21 protein-coding genes are annotated in these 18417 nt (G+C 67.6%); 10 read left to right on the top strand and 11 right to left on the bottom strand.

The annotated features are described in order from the left end of the window. Nucleotides 1–8: 8 nt before the first annotated feature. Nucleotides 9–1574: a methyl-accepting chemotaxis protein gene (locus tag C1O66_RS11480; protein ID WP_102767998.1), complete on the bottom strand. Its 1566-nt coding sequence runs from the start codon at nucleotides 1572–1574 to the stop codon at nucleotides 9–11. Between the two features lie 165 nt (nucleotides 1575–1739). On the opposite strand from C1O66_RS11480, the gene C1O66_RS24085 reads away from it, so the two are divergent. The 10 genes from C1O66_RS24085 to C1O66_RS11435 all read left to right on the top strand — a co-directional run bounded on the left by C1O66_RS24085 (nucleotide 1740) and on the right by C1O66_RS11435 (nucleotide 8444). After that, complete coding sequence (locus C1O66_RS24085; RefSeq protein ID WP_171827544.1) at nucleotides 1740–1961, top strand: CopG family transcriptional regulator; 222 nt, start codon at nucleotides 1740–1742, stop codon at nucleotides 1959–1961. Next, nucleotides 1958–2416 carry a PIN domain-containing protein gene (locus tag C1O66_RS11475; RefSeq protein ID WP_207795938.1) on the top strand — a complete coding sequence of 153 codons (459 nt, stop codon included), beginning with the start codon at nucleotides 1958–1960 and terminating at the stop codon, nucleotides 2414–2416. Before C1O66_RS24085 ends, C1O66_RS11475 begins: the two co-directional genes overlap by 4 nt. Nucleotides 2417–2424: 8 nt before the next feature. Then, nucleotides 2425–3525 (top strand): histidinol-phosphate transaminase, encoded by a 1101-nt coding sequence (gene hisC / locus C1O66_RS11470; RefSeq protein WP_102767997.1) that lies wholly within the window; start codon nucleotides 2425–2427, stop codon nucleotides 3523–3525. Nucleotides 3526–3533: 8 nt separating this feature from the next. After that, nucleotides 3534–4160, top strand: coding sequence for an imidazoleglycerol-phosphate dehydratase HisB (gene hisB, locus C1O66_RS11465; protein WP_102767996.1), 627 nt, complete (start codon nucleotides 3534–3536; stop codon nucleotides 4158–4160). 1 nt (nucleotide 4161) lies between these two features. Further along, nucleotides 4162–4809, top strand: coding sequence for an imidazole glycerol phosphate synthase subunit HisH (gene hisH, locus C1O66_RS11460; RefSeq protein WP_102767995.1), 648 nt, complete (start codon nucleotides 4162–4164; stop codon nucleotides 4807–4809). Nucleotides 4810–4952: 143 nt separating this feature from the next. Further along, entirely contained in the window at nucleotides 4953–5696 is a 744-nt protein-coding gene (gene hisA, locus C1O66_RS11455; RefSeq protein ID WP_102767994.1) for a 1-(5-phosphoribosyl)-5-[(5-phosphoribosylamino)methylideneamino]imidazole-4-carboxamide isomerase, read from the top strand. A 402-nt stretch (nucleotides 5697–6098) separates the two neighbouring features. Then, nucleotides 6099–6872: an imidazole glycerol phosphate synthase subunit HisF gene (gene hisF / locus C1O66_RS11450; protein WP_102767993.1), complete on the top strand. Its 774-nt coding sequence runs from the start codon at nucleotides 6099–6101 to the stop codon at nucleotides 6870–6872. After that, on the top strand, nucleotides 6869–7504 hold the full coding sequence (gene rsmD / locus C1O66_RS11445) for a 16S rRNA (guanine(966)-N(2))-methyltransferase RsmD (protein WP_102767992.1): 636 nt from the start codon (nucleotides 6869–6871) through the stop codon (nucleotides 7502–7504). The genes hisF and rsmD overlap by 4 nt, the downstream gene beginning before the upstream one ends. Before the next feature lie 50 nt (nucleotides 7505–7554). Next, complete coding sequence (gene coaD / locus C1O66_RS11440; RefSeq protein ID WP_102767991.1) at nucleotides 7555–8055, top strand: pantetheine-phosphate adenylyltransferase; 501 nt, start codon at nucleotides 7555–7557, stop codon at nucleotides 8053–8055. A 122-nt stretch (nucleotides 8056–8177) separates the two neighbouring features. Then, on the top strand, nucleotides 8178–8444 hold the full coding sequence (locus C1O66_RS11435) for a YfhL family 4Fe-4S dicluster ferredoxin (RefSeq protein ID WP_102767990.1): 267 nt from the start codon (nucleotides 8178–8180) through the stop codon (nucleotides 8442–8444). 1 nt (nucleotide 8445) lies between these two features. Here the strand turns inward: C1O66_RS11435 and C1O66_RS11430 are convergent, their stop codons facing one another. The 10 genes from C1O66_RS11430 to cobO all read right to left on the bottom strand — a co-directional run bounded on the left by C1O66_RS11430 (nucleotide 8446) and on the right by cobO (nucleotide 18415). Beyond that, the gene (locus tag C1O66_RS11430) at nucleotides 8446–9006 is read right to left on the bottom strand and encodes a histidine phosphatase family protein (RefSeq protein ID WP_102767989.1); all 561 of its coding nucleotides are present in this window, start codon (nucleotides 9004–9006) and stop codon (nucleotides 8446–8448) included. Next, on the bottom strand, nucleotides 8996–9793 hold the full coding sequence (locus tag C1O66_RS11425) for an adenosylcobinamide-GDP ribazoletransferase (protein WP_207795937.1): 798 nt from the start codon (nucleotides 9791–9793) through the stop codon (nucleotides 8996–8998). The genes C1O66_RS11430 and C1O66_RS11425 overlap by 11 nt, the downstream gene beginning before the upstream one ends. A 38-nt stretch (nucleotides 9794–9831) precedes the next feature. Beyond that, nucleotides 9832–10695: a sensor histidine kinase gene (locus tag C1O66_RS11420; protein ID WP_102767988.1), complete on the bottom strand. Its 864-nt coding sequence runs from the start codon at nucleotides 10693–10695 to the stop codon at nucleotides 9832–9834. A 7-nt stretch (nucleotides 10696–10702) separates the two neighbouring features. Next, nucleotides 10703–12253 (bottom strand): DUF3369 domain-containing protein, encoded by a 1551-nt coding sequence (locus C1O66_RS11415; protein ID WP_102767987.1) that lies wholly within the window; start codon nucleotides 12251–12253, stop codon nucleotides 10703–10705. A gap of 80 nt (nucleotides 12254–12333) precedes the next feature. Beyond that, nucleotides 12334–13380: a nicotinate-nucleotide--dimethylbenzimidazole phosphoribosyltransferase gene (gene cobT / locus C1O66_RS11410; RefSeq protein WP_102767986.1), complete on the bottom strand. Its 1047-nt coding sequence runs from the start codon at nucleotides 13378–13380 to the stop codon at nucleotides 12334–12336. Next, entirely contained in the window at nucleotides 13377–14168 is a 792-nt protein-coding gene (locus C1O66_RS11405) for an ABC transporter substrate-binding protein (protein ID WP_102767985.1), read from the bottom strand. The genes cobT and C1O66_RS11405 overlap by 4 nt, the downstream gene beginning before the upstream one ends. Next, on the bottom strand, nucleotides 14165–15745 hold the full coding sequence (locus C1O66_RS11400) for a cobyric acid synthase (RefSeq protein WP_243392774.1): 1581 nt from the start codon (nucleotides 15743–15745) through the stop codon (nucleotides 14165–14167). Before C1O66_RS11400 ends, C1O66_RS11405 begins: the two co-directional genes overlap by 4 nt. Then, on the bottom strand, nucleotides 15742–16809 hold the full coding sequence (locus C1O66_RS11395; RefSeq protein ID WP_102767984.1) for a pyridoxal phosphate-dependent aminotransferase: 1068 nt from the start codon (nucleotides 16807–16809) through the stop codon (nucleotides 15742–15744). Before C1O66_RS11395 ends, C1O66_RS11400 begins: the two co-directional genes overlap by 4 nt. Next, nucleotides 16806–17756: an adenosylcobinamide-phosphate synthase CbiB gene (cbiB, locus tag C1O66_RS11390; RefSeq protein WP_102767983.1), complete on the bottom strand. Its 951-nt coding sequence runs from the start codon at nucleotides 17754–17756 to the stop codon at nucleotides 16806–16808. Before cbiB ends, C1O66_RS11395 begins: the two co-directional genes overlap by 4 nt. 89 nt (nucleotides 17757–17845) lie before the next feature. Beyond that, complete coding sequence (gene cobO / locus C1O66_RS11385; RefSeq protein WP_102767982.1) at nucleotides 17846–18415, bottom strand: cob(I)yrinic acid a,c-diamide adenosyltransferase; 570 nt, start codon at nucleotides 18413–18415, stop codon at nucleotides 17846–17848. Nucleotides 18416–18417 lie beyond the last annotated feature (2 nt).

Genomic DNA, 18417 nt, shown 5'->3' with positions numbered 1-18417 from the left:
ATCCTGGCTCAGAGACGGAAGCGTTTTGCCGCCTCGTGCAGCAAGGCCCCCTCGCTCTGCAGTTCGATGGATTCGCTGGCCGTTCGATCGACCATGTCGCTGTTTTCTCGGATTCGTTTGGCGATCCCGTCGAGTAGGTCTTGCAGCTCGGCGATCGAACCGAGCTGTTGCTGCAGTTCATGGCTGCTTCCCTGAATCAGGCGGCTGACTTCGGTGACTTGCTCGACCATGGCGTCGATGGTGTTGCGCGTGTGCTGAACCGCATCTGCGCCGCGCTCGACTTGGGTGCTGCTGCCAGCGATCAGATGCTTGATCTCCAGTGCGGCATCTGCGCTGCGCTTGGCCAGCGTACGCACCTCGCTGGCCACCACGGCGAAGCCCCGTCCGGCCTCTCCGGCGCGCGCCGCCTCCACCGCCGCATTGAGGGCCAGGATATTGGTTTGGAAGGCAATGCCGTCGATCACGCCGGTGATGTCTGCAATGCGGCGGCTGCTTTGTTCGATTTCGTCCATGGCGCCGACCACGGCCTGCATGTCCGCACTGCCTTGGCGTGCCAAGCTGGCCGCTTGTTGTGAGCGCTCGTTGGCCTCGGCCGCCGAACTGGCGCCGACCTTGGCCTGCGCATCCATGGCTTGCAAAGCGGTGCCCGCGTTCTCCAGGTCGTGTACTTCCAACAGGGCACGCGCCGAGAGCTCTGCATTGGCTTGCGAGATATTGCGGGAGCTGCTGTCGATATGACCTGCGCCCTGCTGCACTCGCGCGATCAACTCGCGCAGCTTGAAAACCATGCTGGCGATATCGCCACGCAGCTTGCGCAATTCATTGCGGCTGTGGGCGTCGTTGGCGTTGCTGCGCTCTTCCAGGGCTTCCTGCCGCAGATCTCCCTCGGCCACGGTGCGGGCCACGGTGGATGCTTGCGTCAGGGCGCCCATGATGGAGCGTTGCAGGCTCCACAAGCTGCCCCCGAGCAAGAGCACGGCCAGGCCTCCGACGATCAGCATGCCCAGGTAGCCTTGCCAGCGGGTGCGGTCGAAACGCTGCATGGCCTGCTCGGCGAACTGGTTGCTGGTCTTGACGGTTTCGTCCACCGCCTGGCGATGGGCGAGGTAGCGTTGGTGGGCTTGATCCAGACCGCGGCGGGCGGCCTCCGGGTCCTGCCGGATCAAGGGCTTGAGCACCTGCTCACGCGCCAGATCGAGCAACTGCTGCGCCAGTCGGTGCTGTTCCCCCAGGAGTTGGCGCTCCAAGCCGTGAGGCGGGTGCTGGGTCCAATGCTGAACGCGGGCTTCGTACTCTGCTTGCAGTCGCTGGACTTCGGCCTGCGCCATTTGTAGGCTGATTGTTTGTTCCACTGCCTGGGACAGCACCAGCCGAAGCTCGATCAGATACATGGGGGGCGGCAGGATGTCGGCCACCACATCCTTGGCCACAAAGCTCTGCTGCGCGTCTTCGTGCAGCTGTTCGAACCCGCGCACGGCCTGGCCGAGCAGCAGGCCGGTGGCCAGCAGATTGGCGGCAATCAGCAGGGCGAAGCGGGTTTTGAGCGAGAGGCTGGACAGGTCAAAACGGGACATGCGAGCTCCATGGCAGTTGAGGCACCCAGCGATGGCCGCGACGGCTCGGTCGCGTGGGTCGTCCAGCTCATGTTTTCGACCGTCCGGCTGGAAAGTCTGAGCGCTGTTTGCTTTCGATTTGACACGAACTTCGTGTTTCACGGACTTCGTGTTACTCTGCGAGCCGTGAAAAACGTCACCATCTCCATGGAAGACAGCGTCGCCGAATGGGCACGGCTCGAGGCTGCGCGGCGCAACACCAGCGTTTCGCGCCTGGTCGGCGAGATGCTGGCCGAGAAGATGCGCCACGACGACGCCTACGAGCGCGCCATGCAGGACTGGCTGCACCGCGAGCGCAGCTGGGCCTCGGACGGCGCCGCCTACCCGCAGCGGGGCGACGCAGCATGAGTGCCGTGCTGGCCACCCGCGAGCCGGTGTTTGTCGACACCTCGGTGCTCATCCTCAGCGAAGACGGCGCCCAGCCCGAGGCGCGCGAGCAGGTCATGGCCGTGCTGCGCCTGCTCTGGCAGCAGCGCCGCGGCCGGCTCTCGACCCAGGTGCTCAACGATTTCTACCGCCTGGTCACCACCCGCATCCAGCCGCCCATGCCCAATGGCGATGCGCGGGCCGAGGTGCGGCGCTACCAGCGCTGGCAACCCTGGGCCATCGACCACGCCACGGTGGAAAGCGCCTGGTCGATCGAAAGCCGTTTCGGTCTGCCCTATGCCGACGCCCTGATCGTGGCCGCCGCCAAAGCCCAGGGCTGCACCCGCTTGCTCAGCCTGGAGCTCAAGCATGAGCTGCAGCTGGACAGCGTGCAGATCCTCAACCCCTTGCTGATGGCGCCCGAGGCCCTGCAATGACGACGACCATGAACCGCCCCAGCGACGCCCCCGCCGATCTTTTGCAGCAGGCCTTGGCCGCCATCCGGCCCGATGTGCGCGCGATGAGCGCCTACCCGGTGCAAAGCAGCGCCGGCCTGATCAAGCTGGACGTGATGGAGAACCCGTTTCGTCTGCCGGCCGAGCTGCAGGAGGCCCTGGGCCGCCGCCTCGGTGCCGTGGCGATCAACCGTTATCCGACCGAGCGCACCCGCGAGCTGGCCCTGGCCCTGGCCGCCCATGCCGGCATGCCCGAGGGCTGCGACATCGTGCTCGGCAATGGCTCGGATGAGCTGATCACCTTGCTGAGCATGGCCGTCAGCCAGCCGGGCGCTTGCGTGCTGACGCCGCTGCCCAGCTTTGTGATGTACGAGCATTCGGCCCGTTACCAGGGCCTGGGTTTTGTCGGCGTGCCACTGCGCGCGGAAGATTTCGAGCTGGACGGCCCGGCCATGCTGGCGGCGATTGCGCAGCACCAGCCAGCGCTGATCTACCTGGCCTACCCGAACAACCCGACCGGCAATCTCTGGGACCGGGCCGTGATCGAGCAGATCATCGCCGCCGCACCCGGCCTGGTGGTGATGGACGAGGCCTACCAGCCCTTTGCCGCTGCCGACTCCATGGCCTGGCTGCGCCGCCATCCGAATGTGCTGGTCATGCGCACCATGAGCAAGTTCGGCCTGGCCGGCGTGCGCATCGGCTATCTGATGGGCCGCAGCGAGCTGATCGCGCAGATCGAAAAACTGCGCCCGCCTTTCAATATCGGTGTGCTCAATGCCGAGGCCGGCCTCTTTGCGCTCGAGCACGCCGAGGTGTATGCCGCGCAGGCGGCCGAGCTGCGTGCCCAGCGTGAGCGGGTCCTGGCGGCGCTGCAAAGCCTGCCTGGCGTGCAGGTCTTCCCCAGCCAGGGCAATATGCTGCTGGCACGGGTGGCGGACGCGGCGGCCACGTTCGCGGCCATGAAGGCGCGCGGCGTGCTGATCAAGAACGCGTCCAGCGCCCACCCCTTGCTGGCCAACTGCTTGCGCATCACCATCGGCACGGCCGAGGAAAACACAGCCATGCTGGCTGCCCTGAAAGAAAGTCTCTGAGCATCATCATGACGAGCACCGATCTGGTCCTGAGCCCCACACCCGCGGCGCGCATCGCCGAAGTCAGCCGCAACACCAAGGAAACGCAGATCCGCGTGCGCGTCAACCTCGACGGCACAGGCGAGGCGCGCCTGAACACCGGCATTGGCTTCTTCGACCACATGCTGGACCAGATCGCCCGCCATGGCCTGATCGATCTGGAGATCGAAGCCAAGGGTGACTTGCACATCGACGGCCACCACACGGTGGAAGACGTGGGCATCACCCTGGGCCTGGCGGTGGCCCAGGCGGTCGGCGACAAGAAGGGCCTGACGCGCTATGGCCACAGCTATGTGCCGCTGGACGAGGCGCTGTCGCGCGTGGTGGTGGATTTCTCGGGTCGCCCCGGCCTGGCCATGGATGTGAAATTTACCGCCGGCTCGATTGGTGCGTTCGACACCCAGCTGGCGTTTGAATTCTTCCAGGGCTTTGTCAACCATGCCCTGGTGTCCCTGCATGTGGACAATCTCAAGGGGCATAACGCCCACCATCAGTGTGAAACCATCTTCAAGGCCTTCGGCCGCGCGCTGCGCATGGCCCTGACCCTGGACCCGCGCTCGCTGGGCGTGATCCCCTCGACCAAGGGCAGTCTTTGACATGAAGCGGACTGTTGCGGTTGTCGACTACGGCATGGGCAATCTGCGTTCGGTTTCGCAGGCCGTGCTGCATGTGGCGCAGGACTCCGGGCTGGAGGTGGTGATCACCTCCGAGCCCGAGGCCGTGCGCGCCGCCGAGCGCGTGGTGCTGCCGGGGCAGGGCGCCATGCGCGACTGCATGCGCGAGCTCAAGGATTCCGGCCTCCAGCAAGCGGTGCTCGAAGCCGCCGTCAGCAAGCCGCTGATGGGCGTCTGCGTGGGCATGCAGATGCTGCTGGACCACAGCGAAGAGCAGGACACGCCGGGCCTGGGCTTGATCCCCGGCCGCGTGCGGCGTTTCCAGCTGGATGGCCAGTTGCAGCCGGATGGCAGCCGCTACAAGGTGCCGCAGATGGGCTGGAACCGCGTGCGTCAGGCGCAGCCCCATGCGCTGTGGGCCGGCATCCCCGATGAGAGCTGGTTCTACTTCGTGCACAGCTTCTATGCCGCGCCGTTAGATGCGCGCCACAGTGCCGGCGAGACCGATTACGGCCTGCGCTTTACCTGCGCGATCGCCCGGGATAATATTTTTGCCACCCAATTCCACCCTGAAAAAAGTGCTGCGCTGGGCCTCGCCCTGTATCGCAATTTCCTCCACTGGAAACCCTGAGCGTCTCACCTCCTTGACCCAGCCATCATCGATATGCATCCATGCATGCGCGGTCCGCTCGGGCACTTGAGTTTCAGCGGCACTGACCCCTGTTCCTGTCCCTCCCCCCAACCCCATCTACTTCCTCACCACAGACCTCGGCCATGTTGCTGATTCCTGCTATTGACCTGAAAGACGGTCGTTGTGTGCGCCTCAAGCAAGGCGATATGAACGAGTCCACCACCTTCGGCGAAGACCCGGCAGCCATGGCGCGGCGCTGGATCGACGCCGGTGCGCGGCGCCTGCATCTGGTCGACTTGAACGGCGCCTTCGCGGGCAAGCCGGTCAACGAGCCGGCCATCAAGGCGATCCTGCGCGAGGTCAATGGCGAGATCCCCGTGCAGTTGGGCGGCGGCATTCGCGATCTGGACACCATCGAGCGCTACCTCGATGCCGGCCTGAGCTACATCATCATCGGCACGGCTGCGGTCAAAAACCCCGGCTTCCTGCAGGATGCGGCCACCGCGTTTGGCGGCCACATCATCGTGGGCCTCGACGCCAAGGACGGCAAGGTCGCCACCGATGGCTGGAGCAAGCTGACCGGTCACGAAGTGATCGACCTGGCCCGCAAGTTCGAAGGCTATGGCCTGGAAGGCGTGATCTACACCGACATCGGCCGCGACGGCATGCTGACCGGCATCAATATCGAAGCGACGGTGAAGCTGGCGCAGGCACTCAGCATTCCGGTCATCGCCTCGGGCGGTCTGTCCAATATTGCGGACATCGAAGCGCTCTGTGCCGTTGAAAGCGAAGGCGTGGAAGGCGTGATCTGCGGCCGCTCCATCTACACCGGCGATCTGGATTTCACCGCGGGCCAAGCGCGCGCGGACGAGTTGTCCCTGGGCTGAAGCACGAGTCTGCGACGGCTGACGGTACGAAGCAGCCCTTGGGTCGGTTGTTGATCTGGCCGACTGGGCACTTTGCTCCGTTCATGTCCCCCGCCCCCAGCCTGTGGCTGGGGTCTCCTCCTTTACTTCACTTCGCAAAGCACCCAGCCGGCCCGATCCAGCAAGGCTTTTCCCCTTCGACCAAGACGCCGATCGGTTGAACTGACAAGGGGAGTCGGGTGAGTGCTGAAGCGAAGTCAAGGAGGAGGGCCGCGCGTAGCGCGGGCCGGGGGACATGAGCGGAAGCACTCGCCCGGCGACCCTTGGCAACTGCGCACACTTCAACGACGGCTAGGTGCCAATTCCAAGTTGATCAGACCGACGTCTGCTCCTCACTTCTCTTCTCTCTCGCGAAAGCTCGTCATGCTGGCCAAACGCATCATTCCCTGCCTGGACGTGACCGCCGGGCGGGTCGTCAAGGGCATCAACTTCACCGAGCTGCGTGACGCGGGCGATCCGGTGGAGATCGCGGCGCGCTACAACGAGCAGGGCGCCGATGAGCTGACCTTTCTCGACATCACCGCGACCAGCGATGGTCGCGACCTGATCCTGCACATCATCGAGGCCGTGGCCTCCCAGGTCTTCATTCCGCTGACGGTGGGCGGCGGCGTGCGTGAGGTGGCCGATGTGCGGCGCCTGCTCAATGCCGGCGCCGACAAGGTCAGCTTCAACTCCGCTGCCGTGGCGCGACCCGAGCTGATCCGTGAAGCGTCCGACAAGTACGGCGCCCAGTGCATCGTTGTCGCCATCGATGCCAAACGCCGCGCCGAGGGCGATGCGCGCGGCCCGGGCTGGGATGTCTACACCCATGGCGGGCGCAAGAACGTGGGCCTCGACGCGGTGCAGTGGGCCAAGCAGATGGCCGAGTTCGGCGCCGGCGAAATCCTGCTGACCAGCATGGACCGCGACGGCACCAAGAGCGGCTTCGACCTGGCGCTGACGCGCGCGGTCAGCGACGCCGTGTCGGTGCCGGTGATCGCCTCGGGCGGCGTGGGCTCGCTGGAGGATCTGGCCGACGGCATCACGATCGGCGGTGCCGATGCGGTGCTGGCTGCCAGCATCTTTCACTACGGCCAGCACACGGTCGGCGAGGCCAAGGCCATGCTCGCCGCGCGCGGCATTGCGGTGCGGCAATGAGCGGCGGTCGCCCCCGTTCCAGCGCGGCCGCCAAGGCAGGCTCGGCTGCGCCGCAATCGAAAACCCATGGCGCGCCCCGCATGGCGCCGCGCGAGGTGCGCATCATCGGCGGTCAGTGGAAACGCTCCAAGCTGCCGGTGGCCGACCGGCCAGGCCTGCGGCCCACGCCCGACCGCGTGCGTGAAACCCTGTTCAACTGGCTGGGCCAGGACCTCGACGGCTGGCGTGTGCTCGATGCCTTTGCCGGCAGTGGCGCCCTCGGTTTCGAGGCCGCCTCCCGCGGTGCGGCTGAAGTGCTGCTGCTGGAGCGTGACGCCGAACTTGCACGCAGCCTGAATGCCAGCAAAGTTCGCCTCAAGGCCGACACGCTGCGAGTGGAGAGCAGCGACGCCCTGGCCTGGATGGCGCGTTGCGCGCCGGCGCGCTTCGAGCTGGTGCTGCTGGACCCGCCGTTTCAGCAGGACTTGTTCCTGCCGGCCCTGCGTGCGGCCTTGCCGCTGCTGGTGCCGGATGGCCTGGTCTATCTGGAGTCCGGTGAGCCCATCGTGGCGCCGGAAGAGCTGGGCCTGGAGGTCTGGCGCTCGGGCAAGGCCGGGGCTGTGCATTTCCAGGTCTTTCGGCGCAAGGGATAATTCCAACTCGCCAACGCCGTGGTCCAGAGCCTCTCCGCCGGACCGATTCCATGAGCCGACCTTCGCTGACCGCCGTCTACCCCGGCACCTTCGACCCCTTGACCCTGGGCCATGAGGACCTGCTGTGCCGCAGCTGCCGCATGTTCGACCGCGTCGTGCTGGCCGTGGCGGCTGCGCATCACAAGCGCACCCTGTTCAGCCTTGATGAACGCCTGGCCATGGCGCGTGAGCTGGCGGCGCCGCTGCCGCAGGTCGAGGTGATCGCCTTCAGCGGCCTGCTCAGCGAGTTCGTGCTGGCTCAGGGCGGCCAGGCGGTGGTGCGCGGTGTGCGCTCCAACAGTGATTTTGAATACGAGTTCCAGATGGCCGGCATGAACCGCCACCTGATGCCTGGCGTCGAGACCGTGTTCTTGTCCACCTCGGACGCCTACCAGTTCGTCACCGGCACCTTTGTGCGCGAGATCGCGCAGCTCGGCGGCGACGTCAGCAAGTTTGTCTCGCCGCTGGTGCTGGCGCGTTTGCAAGAGCGCTTGGCGCGGAAGGAGGGCTGAGACATGGCGTTGATGATCACGGACACGGGCGAGGGGAGTCCGCAAGGCATGCCTTGCGCCCTCGCACGCGGGCTGCGCATGCAGGCGCTGCCCGTATTCGTCGGTTTGGAGGAGGGTGCGTTATGGCGCTGATGATTACCGACGAATGCATCAATTGCGACGTCTGCGAGCCCGAGTGCCCCAACAACGCCATCTCCATGGGCGAGGAGTACTACCAGATCGCGCACGACAAGTGCACCGAGTGCGTGGGCCATTTCGACGAGCCGCAGTGCGTGCAGCTTTGCCCGGTCGCGTGCATCCCGGTCAATCCGGCCCATGTCGAGGACAAGGAAACCTTGATGGCCAAGTACCTGCGCTTGAGCGCGGTCTCGACCACGCCGGCAGCCTGATTTAGACCGAGCCGACCCGCAGCGCCCAGCATTCGCCGTAGCGCGGGGGCGCTGGCCACACGGCCGCGTTTGGGGTTTTGAGCAGCCCTTCTCGTTCCATCCACTGGCGTGCCAACATCCAGCCGCCATGGCTGATCAGCAGCCCGCCCGCCGGCACCGGCCAGGCGGCCGCGCGCGCCAGCAGCTGCCTCAGGGATTCGCCGCCGCCCGGCGCGTGGCCGGCAAAGTCCTGCATCCAGGGCTCGAAATCGGCGGCGCTCAGCTCGGCCCAGGGGCGGCCGTCCCAGGCGCCGAAGTCCATCTCGGCCAAGGCCGGATCGATGTGATGCCGCCAACCCCAGCGGCGCAGCCAGCGGCCCACATCGGCGCAGCGCTGCAGTCCGGAGCTGTGCACCACATGGGGCAGGCGGTGGCGGCGCGCGAAGCGCTGAATGCGCCGGGCCAGGCGCTTGGCGCGGCGCCGCTGAACCGGCAGATCCGTGCCCGCGCCGATGCAGCGCCCGGCCGCGCCCTCAGGTCTGGGGTGGCGCCAGACCCAGGCCCGGGGCGACTCAAGCGGCATGGGCCACGGCCAACAGACCCAGCAGCAGACCCAGCTCCACCAGCTGCTGCGTGGCGCCGAGGTTGTCGCCGGTGTAGCCGCCGAGGCGGCGTTTCAGCATGGACTGCATCCACCAAGTCAGGCCCAGGCCGGCCAGGCTGGCGGCGCCGAGCGCCGGCAGCAGGCCCGGCAGAAGAATCAGCATGCCGCCGGCCAGGGCCAAGGGCCAGAGCAAGCCCGCGAACACCGTGCCCAGGCTGGCCTCGGTGGCCAGAGGCTTGGCTTTGGCATGCTCGGCATCGCCGGCGTAAGGCAGGGCGTGCATCAGCCAGACCGGCGCCAGGCGCGAGGCGCTGTGGGCCCAGATCAGGGCCAGCAGGCCCAGCATGGGGCTGTGCTCGACCAGGGCCAGCAAACAGGCGGCCTTGAGCCCCAGCATCAGGATCAGGCCCAGGGCGCCATAGCTGCCGATGCGCGAGTCCTTCATGATGGTGAGGGCCTTCTCGCGGCTGACCGCGCCGCCCAGGCCATCGCAGCTGTCGGCCCAGCCATCTTCGTGGAAGCCGCCGGTCAGCCAGATGCTGGCGGCCATGCTCAGGCCCACCGCCACCATCGGTGGCCACAGGCACAGGGCCGCGCCCAGCACGGCGGCCGACCAGGCGCCGACCAGCAGGCCCACGGCCGGAAAGTAGCGCCCGCAGGCCTGCAGCCAGGACGGCTCAAAGCCGACCCAGGCGGGCACGGGACAGCGGGTGAAAAACTGCAGGGCGATGAAGAACAGGCGAAGCTCGTGGAGCAGGACAGGCATGCGGAGGGGAGAAGAGAAGAACAGGTGCGCGCTCGCAATCAATCGCGCAGGGGGAGATCGACACGGAAGCCCAGGCCGGGAACATGGGCCTCGTCCACCACGATCTGGCCGCCCATCTGCTCGCACAGCTTGTGCACGATGTAGAGGCCCAGTCCCGAGCCGCCGCTGCCGCGGCGGGTGGTGAAGTAGGGCTCGAACATGCGCGCCCGCACCTCGGGCGGTACGCCGCGGCCGTTGTCGCTGAAGTGCAGCTGCAGGCGCTCGCCTTGGCTGTGCAGGCGCACGCGGATCAGGCGCGGCCGGTCTTCGGGCTGCTCTTGAAACGCATGGGTCAGGGCATTGACGATCAGGTTGGAGACGATTTGCGAGAACTGGCCCGGCACCAGGGTGGCGTGCAGGTGCTCGGGCGTGTCCAGCTCGACGCGGGTCTGCGCGCTGCGCAGCACGGGGTTGTGGGCCATGACGATGCCGCGCAGATAGGGGCTGAGGTCCACATGCATCTCAGCGGCGCTGGACTGGTCCACGGCCAGGGTCTTGAAATTGCTGATCAGGTCGGCAGCGCGAGCCAGGTTGTTGTTGACCAGGCGGGCGCCGTCTTCCAGCTGGCTGGCCAGGGTTTGCAGCTCGCTGCGGCTGACCTTGTCGCCGCTGAGTTTGCGCGTCAGGCTGCGGGCGAATTCCTCCATGCCCGAAGCGGCGGTCACGGCGATGCCGATCGGCGTGTTGATCTCATGCGCCACGCCTGCGACCAGATTGCCCAGTGCGGCCAGCTGCTCCTGTTCCAGCAGGCGTTCGGTGGCGAGTTGCAGCTCGCGCTGCAGGCGCTGCAGCTTTTGCTGCGGCGTTTCGCCCGGGCCGGTGGGAACCGAGCTACTCATGTCGGAGGGAGTCAGGCTGCTCATGGCGGCCTCAGGAATCCGGATAGCGGACGTAGATGTCCTTGACCGCGGGCAGGTTGGCCATCAGCTTGGCCACCAGATCAGGGTCGAACTGCAGGCCGGCCTGCTCCTGCACATAGCTCAGCGCCTCGTCGAAGTTCCAGCTCTCCTTGTAGCAGCGGCGGCTGACCAGGGCGTCCAGCACATCGGCCAGGGCGACGATGCGGCCGGCGATGTGGATTTGCTCACCCAGCAGGCCGCGCGGGTAGCCCTGGCCGTCCCAGCGTTCATGGTGCTCATGGGCGATGATGGCGCCCAGCTGCAGGATGCGCTTGTCCGATTTGCTCAGCAGCTCAAAGCCGATGCGCGAGTGGGTCTTCATCACCTCCCACTCCTCGGCGTCCAGCTTGCCGGGCTTGTTGAGCACGCGGTCGGGGATGCCGATCTTGCCCACATCGTGCAGGGGTGCGGCCTGGCGCATGAATTCGACCTCGCTGCTGCGCAGGCCCGAGAGCTCGGCCAGCAGGGCGGCCAGTTCGCCGACGCGGCGCACATGGGCGCCGGTTTCCTTGCTGCGGCGCTCGACTGCCTCGCCGATGATGTAGACGGTGGAGCGCTGCGTATCCTGGATCTCCTCGCGCAGCAGCAGGGCTTCGTAGGTGATGGCGACATTGGCGCAGAAGATCTCCAGCAGCTCGCGCGACTGGGCATCCACCGGCTCGGAGAAGGTCATGTAGAGCAGGGTCTCGTTGCCGCTGCTGCTGCGGTAGTAGCCGACGAAGTGGTGGGCGTCGAAGGAGCTGACCTGGTCGTCCAGCGCGCGGTCCAGGGCCACCTTCACTTCGGCCGGCAGGTTGCTGATCTCTTCATCGACCAGCAAGCGCGAGTACTCGGTGGTGGCCGCCAGCACCTTGAGCCGCCCCTCGATGTGCGAGGCCGCGTAGGCCGCCACGCGGCTGGCGCACAGGCCCTGGGCTTCATAACCGAGCAAATGCGCGGCTTGCTCCAGCACGGCCGAGGCAAAGCGGCGCAGATTGTGCGAGTCGTAGATGCGGGTGATGGCGTCGATCGAGCGGCGCAGTGCCAGGCGCGACTGCTCGATGATCATGATGTCGCGGTAGCTGCGCAGCGCCGCGTAGAAGACCGTGATCAGCTTGCGCTTGGTCAGCTCGGTCTTCTCCTTGTAGTCATTGATGTCGTAGCTCTTGATGACATGCTCTTCCGGCGCCTGCCCCGGCTGGCCGGTGCGCAGCACGATGCGCACATGGTGGTTGTCCAGCTCTTCGCGGATGTAGCGCGCCAGGTCCAGACCGGCATGCTCGGACTCCATCACCACATCGAGCAGGATCAGGGCAATGTCGCGCCGGGTCTTGAGCAGCTCGCGCGCTTCGGCGCCGCTGTAGGCATCGAGGAACTGCAGGCGCCGGCCGCTGAACTCGAAATCGGCCATCACCAGCTGGGTGACCTGGTGCACGGCCACATCGTCGTCCACGATCATGACAACCCAGGGCTCCAGCGCCTTGGGGGCGTTGCCGTCGGTATCCAGCTCGGGGTTCTCGTCAGCAAAAACCAAATCCGTCATGGCGCATGTCCTGATGCAGCGTGGCTGGCCCGATTATGGCCACAGCGCAAGCCCTGTAAACAGAGCTTTGGGCAATGATTTCAGTGCTGTTCGCTGACGCCGGCGGAGGCAAAGCTGGCCATTTCGGCCAGGATGCGGCAGGCGGATTCCAGCAGCGGCCAGGCCAGGGCCGCGCCCGAGCCCTCGCCTAGGCGCAGGCCCAGGTCGAGCAGGGGCTCGGCCTGCAAGGCCTCCAGCATCAGCCGGTGGCCGCTCTCGTTCGAGCGGTGGGCAAAAATGCAACGCTCCAGCGCCGCCGGCTGCAGGCGGGCGGCCACCAGCACGGCACTGCTGGCGATGAATCCGTCGACGACGATGACCCGGCGCTCCAGCGCCGCCTGCAGCACCGCGCCCACCATCATGGCGATCTCGAAGCCACCGAAGGCAGCCAGGGCCTGCAGCGGCGCCTGGGCCTGGGCATGCAGGTCCAGCACCTCCTGCAGCACCGCCACCTTGCGCGCCAGGGCGGCATCGTCAAGACCTGTCCCCCGGCCGGTGCACTCGGCCACCGGCAGGCCTTGCAGCCGGGCCAGCAGCAGGGCGGCGCTTGAGGTGTTGCCAATGCCCATCTCGCCCAGCAGCAGGGCATTGCCTGGCTTGCTGCGCAAGAGGTTCTTGCCGGCGGCGATGGCGGTGGCGCATTGGTCGATGCTCATGGCCGCTTCGGCCGAAGCGTCCCGTGTGCCGTGGGCGATCTTGGCGATGATCAAACCCTCGCGCGGCGCAAAGTCGTGGGCCACGCCGGCGTCGACCACGCTCAGCGCCAGGCCGTGCTGGCGCGCCAGCACGCTGATAGCGGCACCACCAGCCAGGAAGTTTTCGACCATCTGCCAGGTCACATCGCTGGGGTAGGCCGACACGCCGCGCCGCGCCAGGCCGTGGTCGCCGGCGAACACCATCATCTGCGGGCTTTTGAGCTGCGGCGTCTCGCTGCCCAGGATCAGGCCCAGGCGCAGCATCAGCGTTTCCAGCTGCCCCAAGGCACCCAGAGGCTTGGTCTTGCCATCGATGCGGGCCTGCAGGGCGGCGGCGAGGGCCGGGTCTTGCAGGGAGGCGATGTCGGGGATCAGATGCTCGGCCATGGTCATGGGTTCTCCGTGGAATCTTGAAACAGGGATTGCAAGGCGGCCTGCACCTGGCGGGCGCCGCGCTCGATGGCCGTGGGGCCGGGGGCCAGGATGTCGGCCGATTTGATCTCGATCAGGCGTGCGCCCAGCTCAGCAAAGCCGGGCCGGGCCAGCACCCGCTCGGGCACGAAGCGCTTGCCGCACCAGCTGCCCAGGATCAGCTCGGGCCGGCGCGCCAGCACCTCCGCGGGGCTGACGATGCGCTCGCGCGCCAGGCTGGCGCGGGCGCGGTCGGCAAACACATCCTCGCCGCCGGCCAGCGCGATGATCTCGCTGACCCAGCCGATGCCCATGATCAGCGGCTCGTCCCATTCCTCGAAGCAGACGCGCGGCCGGCGCGGCAGCTGGCGCCCGATGGCCGCGATCTCGTCCTGCGTGGCCTGCAGCTGGGCGCAGAGCTGCTCGGCCTGGGCCTCGTGGCCGACCAGGGCGCCGAGGGTGCGCACCATGGCATGGATGCCGGCCAGATCGCGGTGGTCGAAGCAGAGCGTGGCCAGGCCGGCGGCCTCGCATTCGGCCAGCAGCGGCTTTTGCAGGTCCGAAAAGCCGATCACCAGATCCGGCTGCACGGCCTGGATCTTCTCCAGCTTCATGGTCGTGAAGCCGCTGATCTTGGGCTTCTCGTGCCGCGCCTCGGGCGGGTAGACGGTGTAGCCCGAGATGCCGGCAATGCGCGCTTGCGCACCCAGGCGGTAGAGCGTATCCACGGCTTCGGTGGACAGGCAGGCGATGCGTTCGGGGCGGCTCATGGCTTGGCGCTCGGGTCCTGGAGCAGGCCCATCAGGGCGCCGGGCTCGAAATGCTGTTCGATGTAGTCGGCCAGGCCCTCGAAGACCGCGTCCAGGCCGGGCAGGCTCTGGCCGAAGAGGGCGCGCAGCACCGTGTCCTGCTCAAACAGGCCGTGGGCGTAGAGGCCCAGCACCGAACCCTCGCGCCAGCCAATGGCCTCGCCCGCCTCGTTGCGCAAGGCCACCTGGGCCGGCGCCAGGCTGGGGTGCTGGACGGTGCGGCCATGGTGGATCTCGTAGCCGCCGGCGGCCACGCCGCTGAGCGGCGCCCATGGCCCGTCCAGCTCGGCGAAGCGCAGATCGCAAGGCCGCAAAAGCTTGTCGCGCTCGAACTGGGTGACCAGGGGCAGCAGGCCCAGGCCCGGCGCATTGCCGTCCAGGCCATGCGGGTCGAGCAGGCTTTCGCCCAGCATCTGCAGGCCGCCGCAAATGCCCAGCACCGGCCGGCCGGCGGCGGCATGCTGGGCGATGGGCAGGTCCAGGCCTTGCGCGCGCAGCCAGGCCAGATCGGCCGCCACCGCTTTGGAGCCGGGCAGGATGATCCAGTCCGCGCCCTCGAGCTCGGCCGGACTTCGCGCCCAGTTCAGGCGCACGCCGGGCAGGCTGCGCAGGGGCTGGAACTCATCGAGATTGGACAGGCGCGGGTAGGCGATGACGGCGATTCGAAGACGCCGAGCACTTGTCGAAGCTGTGAAGCCGTTCGCCGGGCCGCTCCCAAGAACGGCGCAGCCCCCTTGGGGGGCCGACTGCGTACTCGCAGGCGAGGGGCTCTCGTCAAAGACCCCGTCTTCCTCGGGCAGGCCGTGGCCGCGCCACATGGGCAGCACCGCCATCGTGGGCACGCCGGTCAGCGCCTGCAACTGCTCCGGCCCCGGGGCCAACAGGCGGGCATCGCCGCGGAAACGGTTCAGCACAAAGCCGCGGATCAGCGCGCGCTCCTCCGCGGGCAGCAGCTGGTGGGTGCCGAAGAGGTGGGCAAAGGCGCCGCCGCGGTCGATGTCGGTCACCAGCAGGCAGGCGGCATTGACCTCCAGCGCGGTGCGCATGTTCACGTAGTCGCTGCTGTGCAGATTGATCTCGGCCGGCGAGCCCGCGCCCTCGATCACGACCACGTCGTTCTCGGCCATCAGTTCATGCAGGGGCGGCCGGGCGCGCAGCCAGAGCTGCTCGCTGCGCTCGCGCCAGGGCCACTCGGTCAGCACCGGGTCCACCGCGCCGAGCACGATGACCTGAGATTTCGTGTCCGCCTCGGGCTTGAGCAGCACCGGGTTCATGCGCACCTCGGGCGTGCGCCGCGCGGCCAGTGCCTGGAAGTACTGGGCGCTGCCGATCTCGCCCAGCCGGCCGTTCAGGCCGGGCACCACTCGGGCGTTGTTGCTCATGTTCTGGGCCTTGAACGGCGCGACCTTGAGGCCTTGCCGGGCGTAGTAGCGGCACAGGGCGGTGGCCAGCCAGCTCTTGCCCGCGCCGCTGGTGGTACCCAGCACCATCACCGCCTTGGCGGTCTTTCTTGCTTGTTCTTCTTTTTGGGGCGTCATTGCGGGAGGTCCTTGATCGCTTGGTACAGGGCGGCCTGGGCGCTGGGCGGCTGGGTCGAGACGCGCAGCCAGCCCGGCAGGCCGAAGCTGCGGGCATCGCGCAGCTTGATGCCGCGCTGGCGCAGCGCGCTCAGCAGGCTGTCGCTGTCCTGTGTGGGCCGGGTCAGCCAGAAATTGCCGCAGCTCGCCTCACTTTGCTGCCAGCCCAGCTCGGCCAGCAGCGCACGCTGATCCTGCTGCCATTCGCGCAGCTGGGCCCTGACCTGGCTCAGATAGCGCTCAGTTTCCGGCTTGCACCATGCCTGCAGCAGGGCGCAGCCCTCGCTGGCCAGCACCCAGCTGGGCGCCAGCTGCAGGGCGAGCTCATGAAGCGGGCAGGCCGCCGGAGCGATCAGGTAGGCGGCGCGCACGCCGGTCATCCCAAGGGCCTTGTTGGGGCAGATCAGGCGCCAGGCTCGCTCGGCCAGATCGGCGGGCAGGGCGCAGGCGCCGTCCAGGCGCAAGGGCTCGTAGGCTTGGTCCACGGCCAGGATGGAATCGCTGTCTTGCAAGGCCAGGTCCAGCACCATCCACTCGTCGAGGCTGAAGCTTGCGCCCGTCGGGTTGCAGGGGTCGCAGACCCAGACCAGGGCCGGCGCAGCGCAGGGCAAGCCGTCTTCTTGCCGGCCCAGGCCCTGAACCAAATCCTGGCTCGCTGCATAACGGTGCACCTGCAGACCCAGGGCCAGAGCGGCGGCCTCGTAGTCGGCAAAGCCGGGGCTGGGCAGCCAGACATGGCGCAGGCCGGCGCGCAGGGCCGCCAGGCTCAGGCGCCGGATCGCTTCGGCCCCGCCCGAGGCCGGCAGCACGCGCTCGCCCTCTTCCAGGCCGTGCGCCGCAGCCAGGCGCTGGCGCAGGGCGCGGTACTGCGGATCGGGGTAGCGGCTGCGGTCGGCGTCCAGCACCGCCTGCCAGAGCGTCGGCGGCGGGCCCAGGGGGCTGGCATTGCTGGAGAAATCATGGCGCGGTGTGGGACCGCTGTCGGCGCCACCATGCTCGGGGATGAAAGGGAGCGCGGCGCTCATGACAAGCCGCCACGCAGCCAGGCCGCGCCAAGTGCCAGCAGGCCTGCGTTGAGGAGGAGGCTCCAGCGCGCTAGGCCCAGGGCCGGCGCCAAATCACCGAGCTGCGGCGCGCGCCCTGCTTCATTGAGGCGGTAGACCCCGGGCTTGCCCAGGCTCAGACCCAGGCGCAGGGCCAGGGCCGCCATGGGCCAGCCGCTGTTGGGCGAGGGCGTGCGGCGCGCCTGACTGAACAGCGTCAGCCAAAGCGTGGGTCGGCCGAGCAGCAGGCCCAGGGCGGTCAGGCGCGCGGGAATCCAGGACAGGGCATCGTCGGCGCGTGCCGCCCATTTGCCCGACCATTCGCGTCGGTCGCGGTAGCCCCACATGGCATCGGCCGTGTTGGCAAAGCGGTAGAGCGCTGCGCCGGGCAGGCCGGCAATCATGGCCCAGAACAGGGGTGCCACCACCGAGTCATTGAGGTTCTCGGCCAGGGTTTCCAGCGCGGCCTCGCGCACCTCGGCCTCGCTCAAGTGCGTGGTGTCGCGGCTGACCAGTCGCGCCAGCCGAGCCCGCCCGACCGGCAGCGATTCGGCCAGAGCCATCTCGACGGCCGCCACCTCTTCGCGCAACATGCGCCACGCCAGCAAGGGCTTGAGCAAGAGCCCTAGCAGGGCCGCACACAGCAACAGGCGCGGCCCACCCAGCCAGGCCTGTGTCTGCAGGATCAGCTGCGTTTCCAGCAGCATGGCCAGGCCGATGCAGAGCCCGGCGCCCAAGCACCAGGCCAAGGCGCCGCCGACAAACGCCAGGCCAGCCTGCTGCCGCGCCAGCGCTTCCGTGAACAGGCCCAGATACTTGCCCATGGCCACCACCGGATGCGCCCACAGCGGCGGCTCGCCGCAGAGGCGATCGATCGCCAGGGCGAAGGCAAACGCCAGCGGCAGCAGCCAGGCCATGCTTATGCTCATCTCGTCCTTCTCGTTTGACGCCCCGCTTGCAAGCGGGGCGTTCTTCGGCAGGCGTCGGTCCAGCCGCAGGGCTGGCCCTCGGTCCTGCCTCAGTCTTCTATGCCGCGCTGCGCTGGCACACCTGCCTTGAAGTGGTGCTTGATCAGCGTCATCTCGGTCACGGTGTCGGCCAGTGCTATCAGCTCGTCCGGCGCGTTACGTCCGGTCAGCACCACATGGACATGGGCCGGCCGTTCGCGCAGGGCTTGCAGCACCGGCTCGAGCGGCAGCCAGCCGTAGCGCAGCGGGTACATGATCTCGTCCAGCACCACCAGAAAATGCTCGCCGGCTGCGATGGTGGCGGCGGCGCGCGCCCAGCCATCGCGGGCCAGCTGGGCGCTGTGCTCCAGGTCCTTGCTCTTCCAGCTGAAGCCATCGCCCAGGCCTTCGATGGGCACACCGAGCTGTTCGAACATGCGGTGCTCGCCGAAGCGGGCGCTGGGCACTTTCATGAACTGGTAGATCTTGACCGCCTTGCCGCGGCCATGGGCGCGCAGGGCCAGGCCGAAGGCGGCCGTGCTCTTGCCCTTGCCGTCGCCGGTGTGGACCAGGATCAGGCCGCGGCGCTCGGCCGTGGGGATGATGCGTTCGCGGTCGACGGGGGGCTTTTCGATTTCCATGG

The sequence above is a fragment of the Paucibacter aquatile genome (genome assembly GCF_002885975.1).
In the GTDB taxonomy this organism is placed as follows: Bacteria; Pseudomonadota; Gammaproteobacteria; order Burkholderiales; family Burkholderiaceae_C; genus Paucibacter_A; species Paucibacter_A aquatilis.
This window is presented reverse-complemented; position numbering and strand designations above follow the sequence as displayed.